Annotated in this window: 22 protein-coding genes and 1 tRNA gene; 16 read left to right on the top strand and 7 right to left on the bottom strand. The window is 65.8% G+C overall.

The window, feature by feature from the left end; translation table 11 throughout:
* A partial coding sequence (locus tag IEX64_RS24335) for a hypothetical protein (RefSeq protein ID WP_229710003.1) occupies positions 1-187 on the top strand: 187 nt, incomplete at its 5' end.
* A gap of 384 nt (positions 188-571) precedes the next feature.
* Here IEX64_RS24335 and IEX64_RS01675 read toward each other — a convergent pair.
* Positions 572-648: transfer RNA gene (locus IEX64_RS01675), tRNA-Arg, on the bottom strand.
* Between the two features lie 150 nt (positions 649-798).
* On the opposite strand from IEX64_RS01675, the gene IEX64_RS01670 reads away from it, so the two are divergent.
* Genes IEX64_RS01670 through IEX64_RS01660 form a run of 3 tightly spaced genes read left to right on the top strand, consistent with a single transcriptional unit; the run spans position 799 to position 2,236 of the window.
* Positions 799-1,209 (top strand): hypothetical protein, encoded by a 411-nt coding sequence (locus tag IEX64_RS01670; RefSeq protein ID WP_229710002.1) that lies wholly within the window; start codon positions 799-801, stop codon positions 1,207-1,209.
* A gap of 47 nt (positions 1,210-1,256) precedes the next feature.
* Positions 1,257-1,766 carry an MmcB family DNA repair protein gene (locus IEX64_RS01665; protein ID WP_188817578.1) on the top strand — a complete coding sequence of 170 codons (510 nt, stop codon included), beginning with the start codon at positions 1,257-1,259 and terminating at the stop codon, positions 1,764-1,766.
* A complete protein-coding gene (locus IEX64_RS01660; RefSeq protein WP_188817576.1) occupies positions 1,766-2,236 on the top strand; it encodes a pyridoxamine 5'-phosphate oxidase family protein in 471 nt (156 codons plus the stop codon). The genes IEX64_RS01665 and IEX64_RS01660 overlap by 1 nt, the downstream gene beginning before the upstream one ends.
* 2 nt (positions 2,237-2,238) lie before the next feature.
* Here IEX64_RS01660 and IEX64_RS01655 read toward each other — a convergent pair whose 3' ends face one another.
* The gene (locus IEX64_RS01655; RefSeq protein ID WP_188817574.1) at positions 2,239-2,406 is read right to left on the bottom strand and encodes a DUF1289 domain-containing protein; all 168 of its coding nucleotides are present in this window, start codon (positions 2,404-2,406) and stop codon (positions 2,239-2,241) included.
* A gap of 285 nt (positions 2,407-2,691) precedes the next feature.
* Here IEX64_RS01655 and IEX64_RS01650 point away from each other — a divergent pair, with 285 nt between their 5' ends.
* From IEX64_RS01650 to IEX64_RS01610, 9 genes are all read left to right on the top strand, one after another.
* On the top strand, positions 2,692-4,179 hold the full coding sequence (locus IEX64_RS01650; protein ID WP_188817572.1) for a DEAD/DEAH box helicase: 1,488 nt from the start codon (positions 2,692-2,694) through the stop codon (positions 4,177-4,179).
* Positions 4,180-4,276: 97 nt separating this feature from the next.
* Positions 4,277-5,011, top strand: a complete 735-nt coding sequence (locus IEX64_RS01645) for a sterol desaturase family protein (protein WP_188817570.1) — start codon at positions 4,277-4,279, stop codon at positions 5,009-5,011.
* Positions 4,978-5,421 (top strand): DUF2141 domain-containing protein, encoded by a 444-nt coding sequence (locus tag IEX64_RS01640; RefSeq protein ID WP_373290117.1) that lies wholly within the window; start codon positions 4,978-4,980, stop codon positions 5,419-5,421. Before IEX64_RS01645 ends, IEX64_RS01640 begins: the two co-directional genes overlap by 34 nt.
* A gap of 41 nt (positions 5,422-5,462) precedes the next feature.
* Complete coding sequence (locus IEX64_RS01635) at positions 5,463-6,752, top strand: MFS transporter (protein WP_188817567.1); 1,290 nt, start codon at positions 5,463-5,465, stop codon at positions 6,750-6,752.
* Positions 6,753-6,838: 86 nt separating this feature from the next.
* A complete protein-coding gene (locus IEX64_RS01630; RefSeq protein WP_188817565.1) occupies positions 6,839-8,191 on the top strand; it encodes a PAS domain-containing protein in 1,353 nt (450 codons plus the stop codon).
* 140 nt (positions 8,192-8,331) lie between these two features.
* Complete coding sequence (locus IEX64_RS01625; RefSeq protein WP_188817563.1) at positions 8,332-9,693, top strand: M48 family metalloprotease; 1,362 nt, start codon at positions 8,332-8,334, stop codon at positions 9,691-9,693.
* 33 nt (positions 9,694-9,726) lie between these two features.
* Positions 9,727-10,425: a DsbA family protein gene (locus tag IEX64_RS01620; protein WP_188817561.1), complete on the top strand. Its 699-nt coding sequence runs from the start codon at positions 9,727-9,729 to the stop codon at positions 10,423-10,425.
* Between the two features lie 64 nt (positions 10,426-10,489).
* Complete coding sequence (locus IEX64_RS01615; RefSeq protein WP_188817638.1) at positions 10,490-11,653, top strand: sensor histidine kinase; 1,164 nt, start codon at positions 10,490-10,492, stop codon at positions 11,651-11,653.
* Positions 11,654-11,699: 46 nt separating this feature from the next.
* Positions 11,700-12,497: a LytR/AlgR family response regulator transcription factor gene (locus IEX64_RS01610; protein ID WP_188817558.1), complete on the top strand. Its 798-nt coding sequence runs from the start codon at positions 11,700-11,702 to the stop codon at positions 12,495-12,497.
* A 277-nt stretch (positions 12,498-12,774) separates the two neighbouring features.
* Here the strand turns inward: IEX64_RS01610 and IEX64_RS01605 are convergent, their stop codons facing one another.
* The 4 genes from IEX64_RS01605 to IEX64_RS01590 all read right to left on the bottom strand — a co-directional run bounded on the left by IEX64_RS01605 (position 12,775) and on the right by IEX64_RS01590 (position 17,865).
* Positions 12,775-13,512: a M23 family metallopeptidase gene (locus IEX64_RS01605; protein WP_229710001.1), complete on the bottom strand. Its 738-nt coding sequence runs from the start codon at positions 13,510-13,512 to the stop codon at positions 12,775-12,777.
* Positions 13,513-13,644: 132 nt separating this feature from the next.
* Entirely contained in the window at positions 13,645-14,448 is an 804-nt protein-coding gene (locus IEX64_RS01600) for a ferritin-like domain-containing protein (protein ID WP_229710000.1), read from the bottom strand.
* A 256-nt stretch (positions 14,449-14,704) separates the two neighbouring features.
* On the bottom strand, positions 14,705-15,178 hold the full coding sequence (locus tag IEX64_RS01595) for a peroxiredoxin (protein WP_188817554.1): 474 nt from the start codon (positions 15,176-15,178) through the stop codon (positions 14,705-14,707).
* Complete coding sequence (locus IEX64_RS01590; RefSeq protein WP_188817552.1) at positions 15,175-17,865, bottom strand: bifunctional [glutamine synthetase] adenylyltransferase/[glutamine synthetase]-adenylyl-L-tyrosine phosphorylase; 2,691 nt, start codon at positions 17,863-17,865, stop codon at positions 15,175-15,177. Before IEX64_RS01590 ends, IEX64_RS01595 begins: the two co-directional genes overlap by 4 nt.
* A 184-nt stretch (positions 17,866-18,049) precedes the next feature.
* Between IEX64_RS01590 and IEX64_RS01585 the strand changes: the two genes are divergently transcribed.
* Entirely contained in the window at positions 18,050-19,693 is a 1,644-nt protein-coding gene (locus tag IEX64_RS01585) for a M28 family metallopeptidase (protein WP_188817634.1), read from the top strand.
* Positions 19,690-20,673 (top strand): agmatine deiminase family protein, encoded by a 984-nt coding sequence (locus IEX64_RS01580; RefSeq protein ID WP_188817550.1) that lies wholly within the window; start codon positions 19,690-19,692, stop codon positions 20,671-20,673. Before IEX64_RS01585 ends, IEX64_RS01580 begins: the two co-directional genes overlap by 4 nt.
* A 13-nt stretch (positions 20,674-20,686) precedes the next feature.
* Here IEX64_RS01580 and IEX64_RS01575 read toward each other — a convergent pair whose 3' ends face one another.
* Positions 20,687-23,131 (bottom strand): TonB-dependent receptor, encoded by a 2,445-nt coding sequence (locus IEX64_RS01575; protein ID WP_229709999.1) that lies wholly within the window; start codon positions 23,129-23,131, stop codon positions 20,687-20,689.
* 239 nt (positions 23,132-23,370) lie between these two features.
* On the opposite strand from IEX64_RS01575, the gene IEX64_RS24605 reads away from it, so the two are divergent.
* The gene (locus IEX64_RS24605) at positions 23,371-23,499 is read left to right on the top strand and encodes a hypothetical protein (protein WP_268238434.1); all 129 of its coding nucleotides are present in this window, start codon (positions 23,371-23,373) and stop codon (positions 23,497-23,499) included.
* The last annotated feature ends 104 nt before the right edge of the window (positions 23,500-23,603 follow it).

Here is a 23,603-nt window from a genome sequence, read left to right as displayed (position 1 = left end):
CGCTGCGGTGAGAGGCCCTCTAAAAGCACCCCTCGATTCGGTCAAACACTTTCTTCAAAAAAGTTTCATGAAAGTGCCCGAATGGCGGAATTCCGAGGGTTTTTCGGTGAAATTGCGAAGGCGCCTGCTGAATCCGCGTTTTTGGCAGCCTGTTCAGGCCCGGAAAAATGCGGGCGTTGAAACGTGATGCGCCGCACATTGCTGCCGACCACCAGATCAGCCCACAGACTCGGTACTCAGGCGTCTAACAGCTGAGGGGAAGATGACAGGCCATCGCTTCGATCTTGAGCAGATAACGGCACAAGCCATGGCCGCATCGCCGGGTAACGAACGCGCCGTTGAACTCCCAACTCCGTCCACGAGCGAGAGAGTGATCGCGTACGATGCGCCTCATTGTCGAGAGGGCACATATACTAGGTTGCTATCACCGGAGGGCACCGCCCGCAGGAGCCGCTTCGGCGGCATGCAGTATCGATCTCGTGGAGATGACACAGTCGCCGCCTACGGACATGGCCATGAAACGCCATCGAACCGCGAGGGTGTCCGACCGGCGAAACATCGAAATGGTGATTGGCGCACCCGACAGGATTCGAACCTGTGGCCTCTGCCTTCGGAGGGCAGCGCTCTATCCAGCTGAGCTACGGGTGCAGTGGAGCGGCGGTTAGCAGAGGGTGACGGGGGTTTCCAGCGACAAATCGCACCTGCTGCCACTCCTGCATGCGAATGCACGGGTGGCATTGCGCCGAAGCCCGGAAAATTAGGGATTTTGCAAAACCTGCCGGGCTACGTTTCACCGTCATGGATTCGAATCCGCATAGCAAGGGCGGCAGCCTGTCCCGTTCCGGCCGACCGCAGTTCGGCCTGGGCTCGGCGAGCGCGCTCAGCATGAAGTGGTCGGCGCTGCACGATGCGGCGGGCGCCGTGGCCACGATCGCGGGCGTTGCCTGCGCGCCGCTGCCCGCCGAAGTGCGCAACTTTCCCGCCGTGATGCGCGACGAGGGCGGCTCGCGCAGGGCTATGGCGGAACAGCATATCGAAGACCTTTCCGCGATCATGGAAGCGGGCCTTTCCGCGCTGCTCTCCGCCCTGGCACGCGGCGTCGATCCGCGCGGCGGGGCAAAGGCGCTGTGGCGCGAGTTCCTGACCGCGCGCGACGCCATGCTCGCGCTGGCGCCGCAGGGTTCCGGCGGACCGCGCCGCGCGGCCTGAGCTACACCTTCCGCTTGCGAGTTCTTGGTATGTTCCTATGATGGGGCATGGCCGAAGCTGATTCTCCCCTGATCGCCCCTTCCTCCGCGAATGCGGCAAGCCCGATCGCACAGGACGTCGTCCGAGGGATTTCACGCCTCTTTGCCCGCAACGACATCTGGTGCCTGCCGGAAATGCCGCTGCGCTGCGGGCGTCGGGCGGACCTGATGGGGATCGACGCCAAGGGCCGTGTGATCATCGTCGAGATCAAGGTGAGCCGCGCCGACCTTCTGGGCGACGGCAAGTGGACCGACTATCTCGACTATTGCGACCGCTTCTACTGGGGCCTCTCGCCGGCGCTGGACCGTGCCCCGCTGGAGACCGAGGCTTTCCTGCCCGACCAGTGCGGGGTCATCGTCGCCGATGGCTACGATGCGGAGATCCTGCGCCCGGCCCCGCTGCGCCAGCTGGCCGCTGCGCGCCGCAAGGTGGAGACCGAACGGCTCGCCCGCGCCTCGCTGCGTAGACTGGTGACGCAGGCGGATCCGCAGACGCTGCAATGGGGCGCCGAGGCCTGATGCCTTCGCGACGCGATCTGGTGGAGATGTCGGCGGCGGAAGTGCGCGCCTATCTGGAAGGCCAGCGGCGCATCGTGCTGATCACCAACGGCCCGCACGGCATGCCGCATCCGGTGCCGATGAACTACGGCCTCGACGAGGAGGATCGTGTTCTGCTCACCAGCTTCGCGCGCAGCCAGAAAGTGCGCAATCTCGAACGCGACCCGCGCGCCAGCCTGCTGATCGAAAGCGGCGACCGCTATGCCGAGCTCGAGGCCGTGATTCTCTATGCCGAGGCCGAGATCGTGCGCGATCCGGAAGAGGTCGTGCAATTGATGGGCCGCATCCAAGCCGCCGAGCCGCTCGCCGGCAGCCTGGATGCCGCCATGTCGCAGCAGGTGCGCACGTCCATCGCCAAGCGTGTCGTCCTGCGGTTTACCCCGTTTCGCGTGGCAAGCTGGGATCACAGCAAACTGGATGGGAAATACTGAGCCTAGGGGACGCGGCGCTCCCTCACCTGCGCCATGATCGCGCGGCGGTCCTTCTCGCTCATGCTGCCCCACAGGACGATCTCGTCCATCGTGCGGCGGCAGCCGATGCACAGGCCGGAGCTCTGGTCGATGCGGCAGACGCCGGTGCAGGGAGTGGTAACCTTGGGCATGACGCGCCTCTCAGCAGCCATGGACCGTGCGGGCAAGCGCAATTTTCTTGCGCTTTGGTGCAATGCACACTAAATGGCTCGCCAGCAACCGGCGCGCGGGGACTATCCCTGCCGCAATCCGAGAGCAGCGTGAGGTGTGGATGCCAGGCATCCGGACCGGCCCGGACGAACGGTTTGCCACCAACCAAGCTTCCTTATTCACGCAGGGTCGCCCGAAACGACACCTTGCCGTGTGCGCGGGCCTTACGATTATCCGCGCGCTCCGCACTTTATTGAAAGTGACGTATGTCCTATTTTTCCGAACTTGGCCTTGCCGAGCCCATTCTTCGCGCGCTCCAGGTCAAGGGTTACACCGATCCCTCGCCGATCCAGCGCCAGGCGATCCCCGCCCTGCTGGAAGGCCGCGATCTTCTCGGCATCGCGCAGACCGGCACCGGCAAGACCGCCGCGTTCTCGCTGCCCTCGCTGCACCGCCTCGCCGCCGACCCCAAGCCGCGCAATAATGCCGGTTGCCGCATGCTGGTGCTTTCGCCCACCCGCGAACTGGCAGCACAGATCGCCGACAACATGCGCGGCTATGCGAAATTCCTCAATCTCTCGGTCCAGTGCGTGTTCGGCGGCGTGCCGGTGGGCAAGCAGGCCCGTGCGCTGGAACGCGGCTGCGACATCCTCGTCGCCACGCCCGGCCGCCTGCTCGACCTGATCGACCAGCGCGCGCTGACGCTGCGCCATGTCGAGATCTTCGTGCTCGACGAAGCCGACCAGATGATGGACCTGGGCTTCATCGTGCCGCTCAAGCGCGTCGCCGCCCTGCTGCCCAAGCAGCGCCAGAGCCTGTTCTTCTCGGCCACCATGCCGCAGGCAATTGCCGAGCTGGGCCGCCAGTTCATCAACAACCCGGTCAAGGTCGAGGTCGCGCCGCAGTCGACCACGGCCGAGCGCGTCGAGCAGTATGCCACGTTCGTGAATCAGGCCGAGAAGCAATCGCTGCTGACCATCCGCCTGCGCGAGGGGCTGGCCTCTGACGCCGAAGAAAAGGCGGAGCATGGCGCGATCGACCGCGCGCTCGTCTTCACCCGCACCAAGCATGGCGCCGACCGCGTGGTGCGCCATCTGACCGCAGCCGGCATCCCGGCCGCCGCGATCCACGGCAACAAGAGCCAGGCGCAGCGCACCGCAGCGCTCGGCGGCTTCCGTCAGGGCACGATCCGCGTCCTCATCGCCACCGACATCGCCGCGCGCGGCATCGACGTTTCGGGCGTGAGCCACGTCTACAACTTCGAGATCCCGAACGTGCCCGAACAGTACGTCCACCGCATCGGCCGCACGGCGCGCGCCGGAGCCGACGGCGTGGCGGTCAGCTTCGTGGCACCGGACGAAAAGCCCTATATCCGCGACATCGAGCGCCTGACCCGCATCAAGCTGGCGCCGCTGCCGCTGCCGGAAGACTTCCAGAAGGAAGCCGCACGCCTTCCCGCCCCTTCGCGCAAGGCTCCCCCGCAGCCGCAGGGTGCCGGCAAGGGCAACCGCAGAGCGGGCGGTGCCAATCAGGGTGGCGCAAAGCAGGGCGGTGGCCAGAAAGCCGGTGGCAAGCGCCGTGACGACCGTCGTCATGAACGGCCGCAGGGCGAGCGTCCGCGCGGCGAAGGCGAGCGCGGCGAGCGCCGTGAACGCGAAGCCGGCGATGAGCAGGGCCAGCGCAAGCGCAGCTTCCGCCCCCGCGGGCCCAAGGGCATGGGCGCGCACAAGAACAAGGTCCGCCGCGCAGGCTGATCTGCAGGGTTGCCCGGTGCAGGATCGGGGACGGATTGCACGGCCGATGCAAAGAGCCTCTGGCCGAGCCCGTCCCTTCCCGGCATAAGCTGAACCCATGTCTGCAAGCCTCGGCCCCGGTCTCTCGGCAGCGCTGCTGTCCGCCGCCGTCATGACGGGCATCGTCGGCGTACGCTATCTGATCACCTCGGGGCTTTTCGCGTGGATCACCGCGCGCGTGCGTCCCGGCGCCTATGCAGGTCTCGACCACCAGATCCGCAAGGAAATCGGGTGGTCGCTGTTGTCCGCCGCGATTTACGGCGTACCCGCCGGCGTGGTCGCCTGGGGCTGGCAGCAATATGGCTGGACGCGGATCTACACCGATGCCGGCGCCTACCCGCTGTGGTGGATGCCGCTGTCGCTGCTGATCTACCTCTTCCTCCACGACACCTGGTTCTACTGGACCCACCGCTGGATGCACCTGCCCGGCCCGTTCCGCGTGGCCCATGCGGTGCACCACGCCAGCCGCCCGCCGACGGCCTGGGCGGCCATGAGCTTCCATCCGGTGGAAGCCGTGACCGGCGCCGTGGTCATTCCCGCGCTGGTCTTTTTCGTGCCGATCCACATCGGCATGCTCGCCGCGGTGCTCGCCATCATGACGGTCATGGGCGTGACCAATCACATGGGCTGGGAGCTGTTTCCCCGCCGTCTGGTCGAATCGCGTGTCGGCCACTGGCTGATCACGGCCAGCCACCACAACCGGCATCACGAAAGCTACAAATGCAACTACGGGCTCTATTTCCGTGTCTGGGATCATCTTTGCGGTACCGACAAGGGGCTCTCCTCGCCCTGACCGCAGGCGGCTTCGCGCTGGCTGGAACCGCCCCGGCCGGAACCGATGTCTCCGCGAAAGTGACCGACCTGCGCTCCACCAAGGGGCAGATTCTCGCCTGCCTGACGACCCGCGCCGACGCTTTCCCCGACTGCGGCAAGGACCCGCACGCACGCACGCTGATCGTGCCGGCGCGCCGCGACCTGCAGCTGGACTTCGGCCGGGTGCCCGATGGCGAATATGCGATCTCGCTGGTCCACGACGAAAACGGCAACGGCAAGATGGACAAGCGCCTGATCATCCCGCGCGAGGGCTTCGGATTCTCGCGCGATGCCCCCGTCCGTATGGGCCCGCCGCCCTTCGACCGCGCCGCTTTCGCGGTGGACGGCGCCCCGATCCACCTGACCATCCGCATGCGATATATGCTCTGAGCCTACTTGCCGTCCCCCGGCAGCAGGCTTAGGCCGGGAACGTGTCACGTGAAGAAGAGATCGTAGAGGAGGTCGTCGAGACAACGACGTCCGGGCTGGTTCCGCAGCCCTCCGGCGGCACATTCTCACCCTTTCGCTATCCGATCTTCCGCGCGATCTGGATCGCCAACCTGTTTTCCAACCTCGGTTCGACGCTGCAGTCGGTCGGCGCGGCCTGGCTGATGACCGAGCTTACGCCCTCGCACCAGCTCGTTGCGCTGGTGCAGGCCTCCGCCACGGTGCCGATCATGCTCTTCGGCATGTTCGCAGGCGCCATCGCCGACAACTACGACCGCCGCCGCGTCATGCTGGCCGCGCAAGTGGGCATGCTGACCGTCTCGGCTGCACTCGCGGCGCTGACCTATGCCGGGTGGATATCCCCGTTCCTGCTGCTGGCCTTCACTTTGACGGTGGGCGCGGGCACGGCGCTCAATTCGCCCGCCTGGCAGGCATCGGTGCGCCAGCAGGTCGCGCCCAAGGAAATCCCGCAGGCAATCGCGCTCAATTCGATCTCGTTCAACATTGCCCGCTCGATCGGTCCGGCGCTGGGCGGTGTGCTGATCTCGCTGTTCGATGTTTCCTTCGCCTTCGCCATGAATGCCGTCAGCTATATCGGCCTCATCGGCGTGCTCCTGTGGTGGCGCCCCGAAGCCCGCCAGATCGAGCGGCGGCCGATCCTGCCCGCCGTCGGCGTCGGCATCCGCTACTGTGTGAGCAACGGTCCGCTGCGCCGTATCCTGCTGCGCGGGCTCGCGCTCGGCTTCAGCCTGGCCGCCTACCAGTCGCTGCTGCCTGCCGTGGTGAGCGATCACATGAAAGGCACGGAGCTGGATTTCGGCATGATGCTGGGCCTTTTCGGCATCGGCTCGATCACGGCCGCTCCGTTTATCGGCACGATTCGCACCAAGCTCGGGCTCGAAGGCATTCTGGCCGTAGGCGCGGCGATGTTCGTGTTCTCGCTCTCGCTGGTGGCCGAAGTGCACGCGGTTCTCTACGCCCTGCCCGCCGCCTTCATCGCCGGCATGGGCTGGGTCTGGATCCTCACCACCATCAACACTGCGGTGCAGATGCGCTCTCCCGACGAGATCCTCGGCCGCTGCCTCTCGATCTATCAGGCCGTGACGTTCGGCGGCATGGCGCTGGGATCGTGGATCTGGGGCATGATCGCGGACTGGAAGAGCCTGCCCTTCGCGCTCCACGCCGGGTCGGTGTTCCTGATCGTCTCGTTCGCGACGCTGCGCATTCTCGCCCCGCTGCCCCGCCCCGGCGAAGGGGTCCTGAAACACACCTGACCCCGAAACCGCTCGCAGGCGCAACTTAAAGAATAATTCACCATGTTGCGCCAGAAGGACCGGGATAAAGGTTATGGGGAACCCACATGGATACGTTGCGCGGCCAGTTTTCCGATCGGAATGAGCCCGATGAGGTCTCTTCGGGAGCGGGAGATTCGAGCGCCGATTCGCAGCCGCCCGTAGTGGGTTCGGACGAGCGGCGCATGCATGTGCGCGCCTACAATTTCTGGGCGAGCCTGCTCGACAACCGCACCTTTCCCGACATTGCATCGCTCCACCCGGAACAGCTGCACGATTTCGGTCCGCACTCGGTGCTGCTCGATTTCACCGACGGCATCGACAATCCGGCGATCGGCTATCTCGGCGCCAAGCTGGCCGAGGAATGCGGCACGGACGACAGCATCAAGCGGCTGAACGACGTTCCCGCGCGCTCTCTGCTGTCGCGCATCACCGACCATTACATGCAGATCCTCGCCAATCAGGCGCCGATCGGGTTCGAAGCGGAATTCGTCAACCAGCGCGGCGTGACGATTCTCTATCGCGGGATACTCCTGCCCTTCTCGCGCGACGACCGGACGATCGATCACATCTACGGCGTGATCAACTGGAAGGAACTGGCCGACCAGTCGAGCACCGACGCGCTGATGCGGCAGGTCGACGAAGCCGTGGACGCCCGGCCCGCGATGCTGCGCGAAACGCTGCCGATGAGCGAATGGGCCGACGGTCCGGTCGATCTGGGCCTGGGCGACGTCCGCCACGAACCGCTGGATCTGCCGCTCGCCGAATTCGGCCTGCCGGGCAGCGCCTTCGACGATTCGCCGCTTCCCGGCAGCAGCCCGGAAATGGCGCTGGGCGACTGGCTCGCTGTCGCCCGCGAAGAAGCCATGAACGCGCGCAGCAGCGAAGACCGCTCGCGCCGTGCCCTCTATGAAGCCATCGGCCGCGCCTACGACTTCGCGCTGGCCGCCGCCGATGCGCCGGAAGACTTCGCCGAACTGGTCGAGGATGCCGGGCTCAAGGTTCAGGAACGGGCTCCGCTGATCCCGCTCGTCAAGCTCGTCTTCGGCGCCGACTACGACAAGACGCGCCTAACCGAATTCGCCACCGTGATCTCCCATGGCCAGCGCCTCGGCGTCGGTCACGGCGGCCTTGGCCCGCTGCTGGCCGACGCGCCCGGTGGTCTGAAGGGCCTCGTGCGCGAGGAACGCCGTCTGCGCCGCGAGGAAAGCGGCAAGGACAATGCCCCGCGCAACGCTCACGAGGCGCTGGTGGCCGGTCTGCGCCAGCTCGCGCCGCGTCCGCTCGATACGGTGGCCCGCGACAGCGAGTTCGCCTTGGTCGTAGCCCGCCGGCTGGAAGACGGACAGGTCGTGCTGCTCGGCGAAGTCAGCGACGATACGGCTCTGCTGGACCGCGCCGCCCGCCGTCTTCTCGACTGATCCCGATACAATCGACAGCACCATTGGCACGGCCTCTTGCAACGGGGCCGGCGGCCACTAGGCTGCCGGACGAAAGGTCGCGCCCAAGACAGCGGCGGCGCTTCAGCGCCGGTTAAGGCCTTGCAGTCCCAAGAGGCACAATGCGGCAGTTGCGATTCCCCGCCTTCGTCCTGATGTTCTTCGCCCTGCTCGGCTGGTCGGCCACACCGACCGCCGCGCAGTCGATCCTGCGCGACGCCGAGACCGAGGCCCTGCTGCATGACATGGCCACGCCGCTGATCGAGGCGGCCGGGCTCGATCCCGTCAACGTCGACATCGTGCTGGTCAACGACCAGTCTGTGAACGCATTCGTGGCCGGCGGACAGGCCGTCTACATCAACGCCGGGCTGATCAACGAGGCGGACACCGCCGAGGAAGTTCAGGGCGTGATCGCCCACGAGCTGGGCCACGTCACCGGCGGCCATGCCGTGCTCAATCAGGGCGCCAAGAGCGCAAGCAACATCTCGATCCTCTCGCTGCTGCTCGGCGCCGCGGCAGCCGCGGCCGGTGGCGGCGAGGCGGCAATGGGCGTGCTGATGGCCGGGCAGCAGGCAGCCATGGGCAAGTTCCTGGCCTATACCCGCTCGCAGGAAGCCTCGGCCGATGCCGCCGGCGCCAAATATCTCTCGGAAGCCGGACTCAGCGGACGCGGCTCGATCGAGTTCTTCAAGAAGCTGCAGAACATGGAATACCGCTATGGCTACAGCCAGCGCAGCCAGGACGAGTTCTTCAGCACCCACCCGCTCACCAGCGACCGTATCGCCACGCTGCAGGACACCTACCAGAAGGATCCGGCGTGGAATGCCAAGCCCGATCCGACGATCCAGAAGCGCTTCGTGCGCATGAAGGCCAAGCTCTACGGCTATCTCGCCGAACCGCGCGACGTGTTCCGCCGCTACCCGCTGACGGACAACTCGGTGCCCGCACACTACGCCCGCGCCTATGCCTACAACCGCGAATCGAAGCTGGACGAGGCGCGCGCCGAAACCGATGCGCTGGTCGCCCAGGATCCCGAAGATCCTTATTTCCTCGAACTGCAGGGCCAGATCCTGCTCGAATCGGGCAAGCCCACCGAAGCCCTCGCACCGCTGCGTGAAGCCACCCAGCTCACCGCCAACCAGCCGCTGATCGCGACGCTCTTCGGCCATGCCCTGATGGCGACCGAGGACCCGGCCAATTTCAAGGAGGCCGAACGCGTACTGCGCGCCGCCGTCGTGCGCGACCGCGAGAATCCCTTCGCCTGGTACCAGCTCGGCACGATCTATGCGGCCAATGGCGACATGCCCCGTGCCCGCCTTGCCAGTGCCGAACAGCAGGTGCTCTCGGGCCGGATGCAGGAAGCCCTGGTAAGTGCCCGGGCGGCCGAGGCCGGCCTTGCCACCGGCTCGCCCGACTGGCTGCGCGCGCAGGACATCGAAATGCAGGCCCGCGCCGAACTGGAACGCGAGAAGAAGCGGCGCTAAGGCCGGAACATCAGTGAGTTCTCAGGAGATTCCATGGCCAAGGGCTTGAAGTTCGCAGCGATTATCGGCGGTCTCGCGCTGGTCGGCGTGGGCGGCTGGTTCGGCGGACGCATCGCCGTCGAGCACGTGGTTCACGACTATATCCTCGAAAACCCCGAAATCCTGCCCGAGGCCATGAACGAGTTGCAGCGCCGCCAAAGCGCGCAGCAGCTGGCCGGAGTGCGCTCCACGGTCGAAACGCCCTTCCCCGGCGCCGTGCTCGGCAATCCGAACGGCAAGGTCACGCTCGTCGAGTTCACGGACTTCGCCTGCGGCTACTGCCGCCAGAGCCTGCCCGACGTGAAGGCCCTGATCGAGAACAACCCTGACCTGCGCATCGTCGTGCGCGAGCTGCCGATCATCAGCCCGCAGAGCCCCGAAGCCGCCAAGATGGCGCTCGCCGCTGCCGAGCAGGGCAAGTATCCGGCCTTCCACGATGCCATGTTCGCCGCCGGCCAGATCGACGACGAGACGATCGAAGCGGTCGCCCGCAAGGTCGGCCTCGACATGGAGCGGGCGCGCGAGTTCGCGCAGAGCCCGACGGTCGAGGCGGAAATCAACCGCAATCTCGAAATGGCCAGCCGCCTCGGCTTCTCCGGCACCCCCAGCTGGATCGCCGGAGACCGGCTGATTGCCGGCGCGGTCGGCGTCGACCAGCTGACCCAGGCCGTGCAGGCGGCACGCGAAAGTTGATATTCCCGCGCCATGACAGCCGCCGCATTTCAGCTCTGGCAGGAATTGGACTAAACTCATGCCCATGAGCGTCCTGCCCATCCAGCCGATTCCGTTCTTTGCCGACAAGGACAAGGCGTTCTGGCGCCTGCAATCGGCCGGCTGGGCGGGCGCGATGCTGCTGCGCACGATGTCGCTGATTGCCAACAACCAGCCGCTGACCTCGCTGGTGCTGGTGCTGATCGCGACGATCACCGGCTTTTCGATCTCGCTGGTGCTCTCGGTGATCTACCGCGCGCTGATCCAGCGTCCGGCTCTCGTGACCTGGGGCCTCACCGCCCTCGTCCTGCCTTTCGCCGTGGCGCTGCACGCCTTCATCGACGGCTGGGTCTGGTCGCTCTGGCGCACGGACAGCGATGCCAGCTTCACGCAGCTGTTCCTCGGCGTGTTCTACCTCGATGCCACGCTGCTCGGCGCCTGGACCGCGCTCTACTACATGGTGAACTTCTACCTGCAGGTGGAAGAGCAGAACGACCAGCTGATCCGCCTCGAGAACCAGGCGACGAGCGCGCAGCTCGCCATGCTGCGCTACCAGCTCAACCCGCACTTCCTGTTCAACACGCTGAACTCGATTTCCACGCTGGTGCTGCTCAAGCAGACCGAGCCGGCCAATGCCATGCTCTCGCGCCTGTCCGCCTTCCTGCGCTATACGCTGGTCAACAAGCCATCCGCACAAGTCACGGTCGCGCAGGAAGTCGAGACCCTGAAGCTCTATCTCGACATCGAGCGCATGCGGTTCGAGGAGCGACTGCGCACCGAGTTCGACATAGACCCTGCAACCGAAGCCTGCCTGCTGCCCTCGCTGCTGCTGCAGCCGCTAGTCGAGAACGCCGTCAAGTATGCCGTATCGCCGCAGGAATCCGGGGCCGAGATCACCATCACCTCGCAGCTTGTCGGTCCCACGCTTCGCATCACCGTCTCGGACACCGGCCCGGGCTTGCAAAGTCCGACCACCAACAACAGGTTATCGGGCATGACTTACGATGGAGGGGAGCCGGTATCCACCGGCGTCGGCCTTTCGAACATCCGGGACAGGCTGGTACAGGCCTATGGTGACAACCACCGCTTCGAGACGGTGGAGCCCGTCGAAGGCGGGTTCGCCGTGCTGATCGAAGTTCCGGCAGAACACCGCGAATCCATCGAGGAAAGTCCCGAGCACCCGCGCCCGCCGGTACTGGTGGCGCGATGAAACATAAGTGGACCGCACGCGTTAGCGGGCCCGGAGACCAAAACAGATGACTATCCGCACGATCATTGTCGACGACGAGAAACTGGCGATTCAGGGCCTGCAGCTTCGCTTGGAGAAATACCCCGACGTCGAAATCATCGATACCTGTGCGAACGGACGCGAGGCGATCCGCAAGATCAAGACGGAAAAGCCCGATCTGGTCTTTCTCGACATCCAGATGCCCGGCTTCGACGGCTTCTCGGTGGTCAAGGGCGTGATGGAAATCGAACCGCCGCTGTTCGTGTTCGTCACCGCCTACCAGGAACATGCCGTGCGCGCGTTCGAGGCGAACGCGGTGAACTACCTGATGAAGCCGGTGGACGAGACCAAGCTGGACGACACGCTGGCGCGGGTGCGTCAGCGCCTGACCGAAAAGCGCTCTGCCGAGGAAGCCGAGAAGCTCAAGAACGTGCTCGCCGAAGTGGCGCCCGACGCGATGGAGCAGATGCCCGAGGAAGGCGATGCCGGCGCAGACCGTTACGAAAAGCTCATCAACATCAAGGACCGCGGGCAGATCTTCCGCATTGATGTCGATTCGATCGAGCACATCGAGGCTGCCGGCGACTACATGTGCATCCGCACCGCCGACAATTCGCTGATCCTGCGCGAAACGATGAAGGATCTCGAGCGCCGTCTCGATCCCCGCGTCTTCCAGCGCGTCCACCGCTCGACCATCGTCAACCTCAACCAGGTTCGCCAGGTCAAGCCGCACACCAACGGCGAATGCTTCCTGGTGCTCGATTCGGGCGCGCAGGTGAAAGTCTCGCGATCCTACCGCGACGTCATCGCCCGCTTCGTGCACTGATACTTACTGCGCGTCCCGGCTTTGCCCGTGAGGCCGGCCGGGAGCAGTGGTTACTTCTCCGACCTACGTCATCCCGGCGCAGGCCGGGATCGTTGCGAGCATGGCGCAACATCGAGAACCACCCCAGTCTGCGCCGGGATGACGTTCTCTGCTCAGGGAGCCGCTCAAGGCCGGCACCCATAAGAAAAGGCGGCCAGTGGCCGCCCTTCCCCCTCTCCAAACCTGTCTGGCTGGCCCCGTCTGCTGCGGCGCCTGACCCTTGGCCTGTAACTTGTGATCAACCGCCCTTGGCTGCGTTCGCTTCAGCGGCGGCAAGGCCAGCGGTCGACTGCATGTAAGGGATCGGATTGACCGCCTCGCCGTCGACGCGGACTTCGTAGTGCAGGTGCGGGCCGGTCGAGCGGCCGGTCGAACCGACGAAGCCGATCACGTCGCCCTTGTGGACCGTCTGGCCCTCGGCAACGTTGAGGCGCGAAAGGTGGCCATAGCGGGTCTGCATCTCACCGCCATGTTCGACCGAGATATAGAGGCCATAGCTGCTGAACCAGGAAGCGCGGCTGACGACGCCGTCGGCGGGCGCATAGACCGGCGTACCGACCGGAGCGGCCAGATCGACGCCTTTGTGCATGCGGCGACGGCCGAGGACCGGATGCTCGCGCTCACCGTAGCTGCTCGTCATCACGTCATGTTCGAGCGGGTTGCGCGAAGGGATGGAAACCGAGGCAATGCCGCCGGAGACGGAAGGCTTGGCCTTCGAAACGGCGAGGCCGGTTTCCTCGAAATTCTGCCAGGAGCTGAAAAGCTGACGGAACTGTTCGTCTTCGCTGCCACTGACCGACTGGTTGGCTGCCTGTGCAGCGCGGAGCGGAGCGGAAATTTCTGCAGCGGCGGCGCTGCTGTTTGCCATGGCCGGGTGAGCAGCAATGGTTAAACCCGCGGCAACGAAAATACTGGCCACTGCGCGGAACTTGGCGAAAGACTTCGTTACGACCACTCGCAATACCTTGTTCTTCACCGGTTCCACCACAGGCCCGGTGCTGTTCGTTCGATGCACGCCCTTTGAAAAAGGCCGCTCGCTTAGAATTATTGGAGATGGTCGGAACCCCCCGCCGTCTCGTGAGTTGTGACTTAGGCTGTCATCTTTGGTTCAGGCAACCCCAGCGTAAAGATCCCGCGATAAACCGGCTGCAAGACGCGCCGAGTCGTTGAACGGCGGTTTCAGGGTTCCCCGAAAGTACCGGGAAACAAGGGATTTCCATAAGTCCGCGGTAACCAAGTCCAAACGTTTTGCCACGTCGGCGAAATGATTTGCGCCGCAACGGACGTGCCGAATTTCATCGTCAAGGATTCGTTCGAGGATGCGCGCACCCGATTCGTCGCCCTGCGCCCGCACGCGTTCGACTGTGGCCGGAGTGACGTCGAGGGCGCGCGCCTCGAGCACCATGGGCACCACCGCCAGCCGCGCCGCAACGTCGTGCCGGGTATCATGGGCCGCGGTCCACAGGCCCGCATGCGCCGGATACGCGCCATAGTGGCTGCCCAATGCGCGCAGGTGCCGGCCAAGCAATGCGAAGTGCATCGCCTCGTCCGCCGCGACCGCCAGAAAGTCGCTCACGAACTGCTCACCCATTTCCGCGCCGAATCGTCCCGCCATGTCGAGCGCGAGGTCGATGGCGACGAACTCGATGTGCGCCAGCGCATGCCACAGGGCGATCCGGCCGCGCTCCGAACCGGCCTTGCCGCGCTTGGGCATGCGGCCCGGCGGCAGCAGTTCGGGCACATCGGGCCGGCCCGGCTGATCCGGCATCGTGACGTCGAATTCGAACGCCAGCCGCCCGAGCCGCCAGTCGCGCGCGACCTTGCGTGCAGCCATGGCCTTCCGGTGCGGGTTGCATTCCAGCATGGTTGCCCGGATGGCAGCGGAAACGGACGGGCGGTGGTCGAGGCTCATCAGCATGCGCCCGCGTGATTGGGCACGCGGAGGCGCGGAGACGCGGAGGAGCAGAGTTCGCGCACAGGCGCAGTGGCGCGAAGAGGTAATACCGCGCTGAAGGCGCCATCCCGTCGCCCAACCCTTGCGTCAAACGCGCCGGGACGAATGGATAGCGGCTCCGCCGCGAGCACGAGATCTTCGCGGCTCTGCGCCTGTGCGCGAACCAAAAATCTCCGCGTCTCCGCGCCTCCGCGTGAACCCATAAAACGCATCTTCAGAGCGCCTTCGCAGCCTCCAGAACAGCCTGCGCGTGGCCCTTGACCTTCACCTTGTCCCAGACTTGCGCGATCTTGCCGTCGGGGCCGATCAGGTAAGTGGTGCGCACCATGCCCATGTAGGTGCGGCCGTAGTTCTTCTTCTCGGTCCAGATGCCGAGCGCGTCGGACAGGCCGTTTTCCTCGGCATCGGTGGCGAGCGGCGCCTTGAGGTCGTGCTTGGCGATGAAGTTCTGGTGCTTCTTCGCCGAATCCTTGCTCACGCCGAGCAGCGCGACGCCAGCCGCATCGAACTCGCCCTTGAGCGCCGAGAAGTCGATGTTCTCGGTGGTGCAGCCGGGCGTGTTGTCCTTGGGATAGAAGAACACCACCAGCTTCTTGCCCGCGAAGTCCGACGCCTTCACGCTGCCGCCATCCGGGGTTTCCATCGCGATATCGGGAAACGTGTCGCCAACGCCGGGCTTGCTCATCATTCTATCTCCAGTGTTTCGCCGAAGGCCTCCTGCCACGCCGCGGCGACTTGTCCGCGCGCGGCCAGAAGTCCGGCCTCAAGGGTGTTCCAATCCTCATAACCACAGGCACGCACGAGCGCCATGCAGGCCGCATCGCACGGCACCTTGGAATCGGGTGCCAACAGCCGCGCGGCCACGAGGAAGCGGCTGAGGACGTCGTGCGCCTCGCCCAGCGGCAGGTCGAGCTCGCGGATGGCATCGGCCAGTCCGGGGCGGAAGCCGCGCCCCTCACGCAGCTGGGTGAAGTGGACGATGAATTCGAGATCAACGAGACCGCCGCGTGCCAGCTTGACGTCAAGCGAACCCTTGGGCGCCTTGTGCTTGGCCATGGTGGCGCGCATTTCCAGCACGTCGGCCAGCAGCTCCTCGCGCACGCGCGGCGCGGTCAGGACATTGCCGATCACATCGGAAAGCGCCTCGCTGGCCTCCTGCGAACCGTAGAGCGGCCGGGCGCGGCACAGCGCCATGTGCTCCCAGGTCCAGGCCTGCTCGCGCTGGTAGCGTTCGAAGCTGTCGATACTGGCCGCCGGTGGTCCCTGCGCGCCCGAAGGACGCAGGCGGGTGTCGACTTCGTAGAGCGCGCCCTCTGCGGTCGGCACCGAAAGCGCCGAGATCGCCCGCTGCGAAAGGCGGTTGTAGTAATGTGTCGCCCCCAGCGGCCGCCGCCCGTCGGATTCGGCATTGAAGTCGCCGGTGAAGAGATAGACCAGATCGAGGTCGGAGGCATGGGTGAGCACGCCACCACCCATCCGGCCCAGCCCGAGCACCACCAGTTCGCTGCCCGGCACGCGGCCATGGTTGATCTCGAACTCGGCCGCCGTCTCATCGGTCAGCACGATCAGCGCGGCCTCGGCGACGCGGGCAAGGGCATGACCGATGTCGAGCGGGTCGTTGGCGCCCTCGATCAGCTGCACGCCGAGCTTGAAGCGCAGTTCGCCGACCTTGCGGCGCACGGCATCGAGCTTTCGCTCGAAATCGTCGCCCCGCTCGAAGCGCGAGAAGGCCGCGACAAGCTCTTCGGTGTCGCCGGGCAGCTCGAAAGCGCTGGCATCGATCAACGGATCGAGAAGATCGGCGCGGCGCGCGAGCGCATCGGCGAGCGGCGGAGCCAGGCTGAGAATGCGCGCGAGCAGTTCGAGCAGGCCCGGCCGCGCTTCGAGCAGGCGGAAGAGGTTGATCGCGCTGGGCAGGTTGTTGAGCAGTTGTTCCCAGCGCGCGAGGGCCCGTTCGGGTTCGGGCGCACCCGCCAGCGCGGCGAGCAGGTCGCTGCGGATCGCCTCGAACGCCGATCGTGCCGCATCCGAACGCAGCGCGCGCACCCGGCCCGACTGCCAACCCTCGATCCGCTGCGCGAGGGCCGCGGGATCGGCAAAGCCCAGCCCTTCCAGATGCTCGAGCAGCGTCGCCTGATCGGGCATGGCGACCGGCACTGTGGTATCGCTCGGGGTGTTCGCCATGATCAGGGCATCGTAACGATCGCCCACCGCATCGGTGATCTCGGTGATCTCGGCCAGCAGGGCTTTCCCGTCGGGCAGGCCGTCGAGCTGCGCCACGGCATCGAGCGCCTCTGGCGTGGTCGGCAGGCTGTGAGTCTGCTGATCGTGCATCATCTGCAGACGGTGCTCGATGGTGCGCAGCCGGTCGTAGCTCTCGCCCAGCAGCCGCGCCTCGTCGGCGGCGACCAGCCCGGCATCGGCCAGCGCATCGAGCGTGGCGCGCGTACCGCGCAGGCGCAGCGCGGGATTGCGGCCGCCGTGGATAAGCTGGTGCGTCTGCGCGTAGAACTCCACTTCGCGGATGCCGCCGCGCCCCTTCTTGAGATCGAAACCCGGCCCCACCGACGGCCCGCCGCGCGTGTTGGCACGGATCTGGCTGGTCAGCCGGCCGATCTCGGCAATCGCGCCGAAGTCGAGGCTCTTGCGCCACACGAAAGGCCGGATCGCGGCGAGGAACGCCTCGCCCGCCGGAACATCCCCCGCACAGGCCCGCGCGCGGATGAACGCCGCCCGCTCCCACGCCAGCGCCGAGGATTCGTAGTGCGTGAGCGCGGCATCGACCGAGATCGCCAGCGGGCTGACTTCCGATGCCGGGCGCAGCCGCAAGTCCACGCGGAAGACATAGCCCTCCGCCGTCACCTGCGAGAGCATCTCCACCACCGTGCGCGCCACCCGCTGCGCCGCCTCGCCCGGCTCGTCGCGCTCGCGGCGCGGCAGCAGGTCGGGTTCGAAGAGCAGGATCGGATCGATGTCCGAGCTGTAGTTGAGTTCGCCCGCGCCATGCTTGCCGAGCGCCAGCGCGAGAAACCCGGCCGGCTCGGAATCCGGCACGCGGCGGCGGATGCCCGCGGCAATCGCGGCATCGAGCGCGCGGTCGGCAAAGGCAGACAGCTCGCCCGTCACTTTCAGCAGCGGAAAGGCACCGGCCAGATCGCCGATAGCCAGCGCGAGTGCCAGCGCCTGCTTCTCGCGGCGCAGGGCTACGGGAACGTCCGGCGCGCCCTCGCCCGCCGCGAAAGCCCGGGCCAGCGCTGTCTCGCCGTCACCCGCGGCAAGGATCTCGGTCAGCTCGGGCAAGCGGTCGAGAAGCCCGGCCAGATAGGGTGCGTGGGCGCGGGCGCGGGCTAGGGCTCCAGTCCAGTCGGCGGTCATGCGCCCTTCCCTGCCCGCTCGACGCGGCCGGGGCAAGTGGGCCTGCTTGTGCATCCCGGCGCTCTCTGGCACCTGTGCGCTTCCCCCCTTTTCTGCAAAAGAGGTCGCACACGTGAAGCAGCACGCCCTTATCCTTGCCATTCTGGGCCTGAGCGCCTGCAGTTCGCCCTATGCCGGCCCCGATATGCCCAAGGGCACGGCGCTGCCGCCGCCCGAGGAAACCGTGGCGGCGCCCCGGCAGCCAGACATCTCGGTCGACCTCATGAAGCAGATGACCAAGCGCCTCTCGGCCGACGATTTCGAGGGCCGCGCTCCCAGCACCGCAGTCGAACCCAAGGTGCTCGACTACATTATTGCGCAGTTCAAGGCCGCGGGCCTGCAGCCCGGCAACGACGGCAAGTGGCTGCAGCCGGTGCCGACCGTGGAGATCACCGCCAGCAACGCCACGCCGCTGCAAGTCGGCGGCCCGGCGGCGATGATGAAGTTCGATTTCGGCAACGACTATGTCGCCGCCAGCTACCGTGTCACCTCGCACACCAAGGTGGAAGACAGCGAGCTGGTCTTCGTCGGCTACGGCATCAATGCGCCCGAACTGGGCTGGAACGACTATGCCGGCGTGGACATGCACGGGAAGACCGCGGTCATCCTCGTCAACGACCCCGACTACGCCAGCGAGACCGAGGACGGGCTCTTCAAGGGCCGCCGTATGACCTACTACGGCCGCTGGACCTACAAGTTCGAGGAAGCCGCAAGGCAGGGCGCGACCGCCGCGCTGATCGTCCACGACACCTTCCCCGCCGCCTATGGCTGGAACGTCGTCAATTCGAGCTGGACCGGCGCGCAGTACTATGTGCAGACGCCCGATGACGGCGCCGACCAGACCAAGGCCAACGGCTGGATCCAGAAGCCCGTCGCCCAGGCGATCCTGCAGGCCGCGGGCAAGAACCTCGCCGCGCTTACCGAAGCCGCCAAGCACAAGGGCTTCAAGCCGGTGCCGCTGGGCCTCAAGGCCAGCTTGGGGTTCGACAACGCGATCCGCAAGTCGACCTCGAACAACGTCGTCGGCGTGCTGCCCGGCAAGACCCGCCCCGACGAATACGTGCTCTATTCGGGGCATTGGGACCACCTCGGCCACTGCACGCCCGACGACACCGGCGACGACATCTGCAACGGCGCAGTCGACAATGCCACCGGCATCGCTGCACTGGCCGCCATCGCCAAGGCCAATGTCGAGGCCGGCCCCGCCGACCGCAGTCAGGTATTCCTGGCCGTCACGCTTGAGGAATCGGGCCTGCTCGGGTCCGAGTTCTATGCCGCCAACCCGATCTACCCGCTCGACCACACCGTGGGCGGCGTGAACATGGATGCGCTGATGCCCAGCCCGCGTTCGCGCTCCCATTCGATGACCGGCGGCGACAAGTCGGACCTTACCGCCGTCTTCCGCGAAGCGCTGGCCGACGAAGGCCTTGGCGAAGTGCCCGAGGATCACAGCGAGCGCGGCTACTACTACCGCTCCGACCACTTCAGCTTCGCCAAGCGCGGCGTGCCGATGTTCGACGTGGGCCGCAGCACCGATCTGGTCGAAGGCGGCAAGGCGGCCGGCGACAAGATCTCCGAGGACTACACCACCAACCACTATCACGCCCCCAGCGACGAATATTCGGACGACTGGAATTGGGACGGGATTGCCGAGGACGTAGGCCTCTACTACCGGCTCGGCCGCACGCTTGCCGATTCGGACATGTGGCCGAACTGGCACGAGAGCGACGAATTCCGCGCCATCCGCGACAAGGCCTGCGCCGCGGCAACAGGAGGCTGCCACAAGTGAGCTATACCCTGCCGCCCGAATGGCATGCGCAGGACTGGATCTGGATCGGCTTTCCGCATGACCCGGTCGAATGGCCGGGCTTCCTGGAAGCTGCTCAGGTGCAGATGGCGCAGTTCGCCAGCGCGGTTGCCGAGTCCGGTCAGGAAGTCCGCCTGATCGTGCGCGACGAGGCTAACCGCGCGCGGGCGGCATCGCTCGTATCGGAAAAGGTGAAGCTCGAAACGCGCCGTTACGGCGACGTCTGGCTGCGCGATACCGGGCCGCTCGTCGTCATGGACGAGGCGGGCCGGCGCAAGGCCATGCGCTTCGGCTTCAACGGCTGGGGCGGCAAGTACCTGATGGACGGCGATCAGGAGATTGGCGCCAGGCTCGCCGAGAGCGCCAATCTCGCCGTCGAGACCGCGGACTGGATCCTCGAGGGCGGCGCGCTCGATGGCGACGGAACCGGCCTTGTCGCCACGACCGAACAGTGCCTGCTCAACCGCAACCGCAACCCGCACCTCTCGCGCGCTGATCTGGAAATGCGCCTGCAGCGCGACCTCGGCTATACCCGCGTGCTGTGGCTCGGCGACGGCCTGATCAACGACCACACCGACGGCCACGTGGACAACCTTGCCCGGTTCGTGGCCCCCAATGTCATGGCCTTGCCCCGCGCGACGGGGCCGGACGATCCCAACGCGGCGATCTATGCCGATGCCAAGACCCGCGCAGAGGCGATGGGCGTGCAAGTGCGCGAGGTGCCCTCCCCCGGCCGCGTGGAAAGCGACGGCCGGATCGAACCGGCCAGCTACATGAACTTCGCGATCACCTCGAAGCTGGTCGTGGTCCCGATCTACGGCACCGCCCACGATCAGGACGGCGTCGCCGCCATCGCCGAGCTGTTTCCGGACCGCGAGACGGCGGGCGTGATGGCCGATGCCGTGCTGGCGGGCGGCGGCTCGTTCCATTGCTCCAGCCAGCAGATGCCGTCGCGGGAGTAGCCGGCGCAGCCCCTCAGAACGCGTAGCGGACCGACGCGGACACGGTCCGCCCGGTGATCGACCGCGCCCGGATATAGTTCACCCCTGCCCCGGAGATCGCGCCCTCCTCTGCCTCGGTGAAGCCGAGAACGTCGAACAGGTTGTTGACGGCAAGCGACAATGTGACCTTTTCGACGGGGCGCACGCTGACAAAGGCGTTGACCTGCGTGAAGCCCGGGAAGACCAGCTGGTTGTTGTCCTGCGCATAGGCGCGGGTCCGCCCGACGATGTTCAGACCGGCGCGAACGCTATCGAAATCCAGCGTCGGTATAACCTGATAGGCCAGCCTGGCCTGGCGGCGCGGCCGGTTGCCTTCGTTCGCCGGCGTGATCGCGTCGCTTGCGATCCGGGAATCGGTATATGTGGCGGCGGCGCGAACATCGAGCACGCCCTTGCGAAAGGCCGCTTCCACTTCCATGCCGGTCGCCTTGTACACGCGGTCGAGAAACCGCTGGCTGGTGGCCTCGTAGTTCTGTTCGTCCGTGCGGACATGAAACGCGGTGACGGAGAGCTCGAACGGGTCCGAGCGGTATCGCACACCGGCCTCGTACTGCTCGACATGATCGACGGCATCGGCCTTGCGCACGGAACCATCGGCCTCGACGGCGCCGAACAGCAGGCGGTCCGCATTGGCACGCCCGCCGCGGCTGACGCGGGCAAAGACCGCGGTGTCGTGGTGGATGTGGTAGTTCGCACCGACCGACCACGAGACGTACCCGGCGGAATAATCCACCGGGCGGGCGTGGGCATTGTCGATCAGCGAAACGCTGCTTTCCACCGGCTCGATCGTGCCATTGCCATCGACGTCGAACGCGGACTGGATCGTGCCGGCATAGCTGCCTTTGGCCGCGATGTGATCGTAGCGCAGGCTGGCATCCACGGTGAGGCCGCCCTTTGCATAGTGTGCCGCAAGGTAAGGCGCGTCGATATCGTAGCGCACGTCGTAGCTGCGCTGGCAGCAGTTGCCCCAGAAGGGCACGCCATAGGCATAGAGCCCGTTGCGGGTAAGGACGCTGTCACGCGAATCGACGACGTCGAGCAAGGCAGCGTTGTCGCCCTTCACTTCCAGCAGGTGCGAGGTCCAGACCCAGTCCATGTCGATGGTCTGCCGCGCCTTGTAGTAGCCTGCGGTGATCGCGCCCTGATCGAAGCTGCGGGTAAGCTTCAGGTCATTGGTGAAGCTGCCGAAATCATTGATTTCGGTATTGAGCAGATGCGTGCGCATGGCCAGGACGCCATCCGCCGCCTGCCCGGCACGAGGCCCGCTTGCATTGACGAGGCCATAGGTTCCGGCCGTCCCGGTGAGCTGCGCGCCGACGGCATCGGCCATCGCCTGCCCGCCCGCGATCTCGGCCGGAAACGGCGATACGAAGCGGCCGTGAATGCTCGACCAGCGAAAGCGTTCCTGCAGTTCCCATCCCTCGCTCACGTCGAATACGGCTTCCAGCCCCAGCGAAGTGACGACCGGGTGCATGCCGTCCTTGATGTCGGTGGTATAGGGCCGATTGTCGCCGTCGAGGCCCAGGCTCGAGGGGAAATACGATGAGTGGGCAGTGTCGGCCTTGATGTCGAACCCGGGCAGCGAGCGGTACTGCGGATCGTCGTTGGTGCCGCTGACCGACACCGGCATCGGCAGGTAGCCGATCGCCCTGTCATCCAGCCGCTTGGCGTAGAACCGCACATGGCCGCCGGCGAATTCATGCGTGATGTTGGCCTTGACCTGATAGCCCCGGTTTCCCGTGTAGCCGGCATCGCGCGTGCCCGTTCCTTCACGCCAGAACCCGCCGATGTTGAAGCGGGTGGTGCCGGACAAGGGACCGCCGTAATCGAAATCGAGCCGATGCTCGCCATAGTCGAGCCCCGCCGTGGCCACGACAACGCCGCCCTGCTCGCTCCCGTCCTTCGACAGGAAGTTGATGACGCCGCCCGGCGCATTGGAAGCAAGCGTGGATGCCGAACCCCCGCGGACCGCCTGGATCGCGGCAAGCGTGGCATCGGCCCGCAGAAAGATATCGGCATTGCCGAAAGCAATGTCCCCGAACTGCATGACCGGCATGCCGTCTTCCTGCAACTGCACGAACTTGGCCCCGCCCGAAACCAGCGGAAGGCCGCGTACCGATATGTTCGCGTTCCCTTCGCCGCCGGTGGCTTCCACATGAAATCCGGGTAGCTGGCGGAATATTTCCGCCGTCGTGCGCGGCGCCGCTTCCAGAATGGTCCGTTCGCCAAGCGTCGTGGCGGAAATCGACGCGTCGAGAGGTTTTACGGGCCGGACAGTCGCCGTGACGATGATTTCATCCGTGCCGGCCACTTCACGAGTGCCGGAACGCGCTTCGGCAGCGTCTGGCGATTGCCCCCAGGCTGCAGGAGCACCCGCCCCTGTGCAAATCACGAGCATATTCACAAGTACGGGACGCATGGACCTTCCGAAATTCGGCATCGTTGTGCGCAAGGGGTCGGGCAGACGCGCGAAAATATCAAGCATTGGCCAATCCGGAACTGCAATTGCACCGTCGTCGGATCAGGATATCGCTCTTCCGATTCTGCAAGGCCGCTTACACCTGCTGACGGGCAGTGCCTGACTGCAGATTGTTACAGGATTACAGCCGTCAGTGGCACGTTAACTTTTTGGCAAGGCCCTTGCGTCATGGTGCATCCATGGCTCGTGTCATTTCCATCGTCCCGCACCGCGCCCATGCCGCGCGGCACCTTGAGGTGCTGCGCACGCTGGTGGTTGCCGGCTGCGCGATGGCCCTGATCCTTGCCAGGGGGCCGCTGCCCTTCTGATCCGCCACGGGCCCGCCCGGCCCTCGCGATTTCCTACACGGCCCGCATCTGCCACGCTGCGCGCGGCATCGTTTTGCCCGCGCTCTTTGAACAGTAGATTTCCC

Source organism: Novosphingobium indicum, from assembly GCF_014645195.1.
GTDB classification, from domain to species: Bacteria; Pseudomonadota; Alphaproteobacteria; order Sphingomonadales; family Sphingomonadaceae; genus Novosphingobium; species Novosphingobium indicum.
This window is presented reverse-complemented; position numbering and strand designations above follow the sequence as displayed.

Excerpts from the sequence above, each read along its gene's own strand:
- IEX64_RS01670 (WP_229710002.1), top strand. The coding sequence starts at position 799 with ATGGATTCGAATCCGCATAGCAAGGGCGGCAGCCTGTCCCGTTCCGGC.
- IEX64_RS01665 (WP_188817578.1), top strand. The coding sequence starts at position 1,257 with ATGGCCGAAGCTGATTCTCCCCTGATCGCCCCTTCCTCCGCGAATGCG.
- IEX64_RS01660 (WP_188817576.1), top strand. The coding sequence starts at position 1,766 with ATGCCTTCGCGACGCGATCTGGTGGAGATGTCGGCGGCGGAAGTGCGC.
- IEX64_RS01655 (WP_188817574.1), bottom strand. The coding sequence starts at position 2,406 with ATGCCCAAGGTTACCACTCCCTGCACCGGCGTCTGCCGCATCGACCAG.
- IEX64_RS01650 (WP_188817572.1), top strand. The coding sequence starts at position 2,692 with ATGTCCTATTTTTCCGAACTTGGCCTTGCCGAGCCCATTCTTCGCGCG.
- IEX64_RS01645 (WP_188817570.1), top strand. The coding sequence starts at position 4,277 with ATGTCTGCAAGCCTCGGCCCCGGTCTCTCGGCAGCGCTGCTGTCCGCC.
- IEX64_RS01630 (WP_188817565.1), top strand. The coding sequence starts at position 6,839 with ATGGATACGTTGCGCGGCCAGTTTTCCGATCGGAATGAGCCCGATGAG.
- IEX64_RS01625 (WP_188817563.1), top strand. The coding sequence starts at position 8,332 with ATGCGGCAGTTGCGATTCCCCGCCTTCGTCCTGATGTTCTTCGCCCTG.
- IEX64_RS01620 (WP_188817561.1), top strand. The coding sequence starts at position 9,727 with ATGGCCAAGGGCTTGAAGTTCGCAGCGATTATCGGCGGTCTCGCGCTG.
- IEX64_RS01615 (WP_188817638.1), top strand. The coding sequence starts at position 10,490 with ATGAGCGTCCTGCCCATCCAGCCGATTCCGTTCTTTGCCGACAAGGAC.
- IEX64_RS01610 (WP_188817558.1), top strand. The coding sequence starts at position 11,700 with ATGACTATCCGCACGATCATTGTCGACGACGAGAAACTGGCGATTCAG.
- IEX64_RS01600 (WP_229710000.1), bottom strand. The coding sequence starts at position 14,448 with ATGAGCCTCGACCACCGCCCGTCCGTTTCCGCTGCCATCCGGGCAACC.
- IEX64_RS01595 (WP_188817554.1), bottom strand. The coding sequence starts at position 15,178 with ATGATGAGCAAGCCCGGCGTTGGCGACACGTTTCCCGATATCGCGATG.
- IEX64_RS01590 (WP_188817552.1), bottom strand. The coding sequence starts at position 17,865 with ATGACCGCCGACTGGACTGGAGCCCTAGCCCGCGCCCGCGCCCACGCA.
- IEX64_RS01585 (WP_188817634.1), top strand. The coding sequence starts at position 18,050 with ATGCCCAAGGGCACGGCGCTGCCGCCGCCCGAGGAAACCGTGGCGGCG.
- IEX64_RS01575 (WP_229709999.1), bottom strand. The coding sequence starts at position 23,131 with ATGCGTCCCGTACTTGTGAATATGCTCGTGATTTGCACAGGGGCGGGT.
- IEX64_RS24605 (WP_268238434.1), top strand. The coding sequence starts at position 23,371 with ATGGCTCGTGTCATTTCCATCGTCCCGCACCGCGCCCATGCCGCGCGG.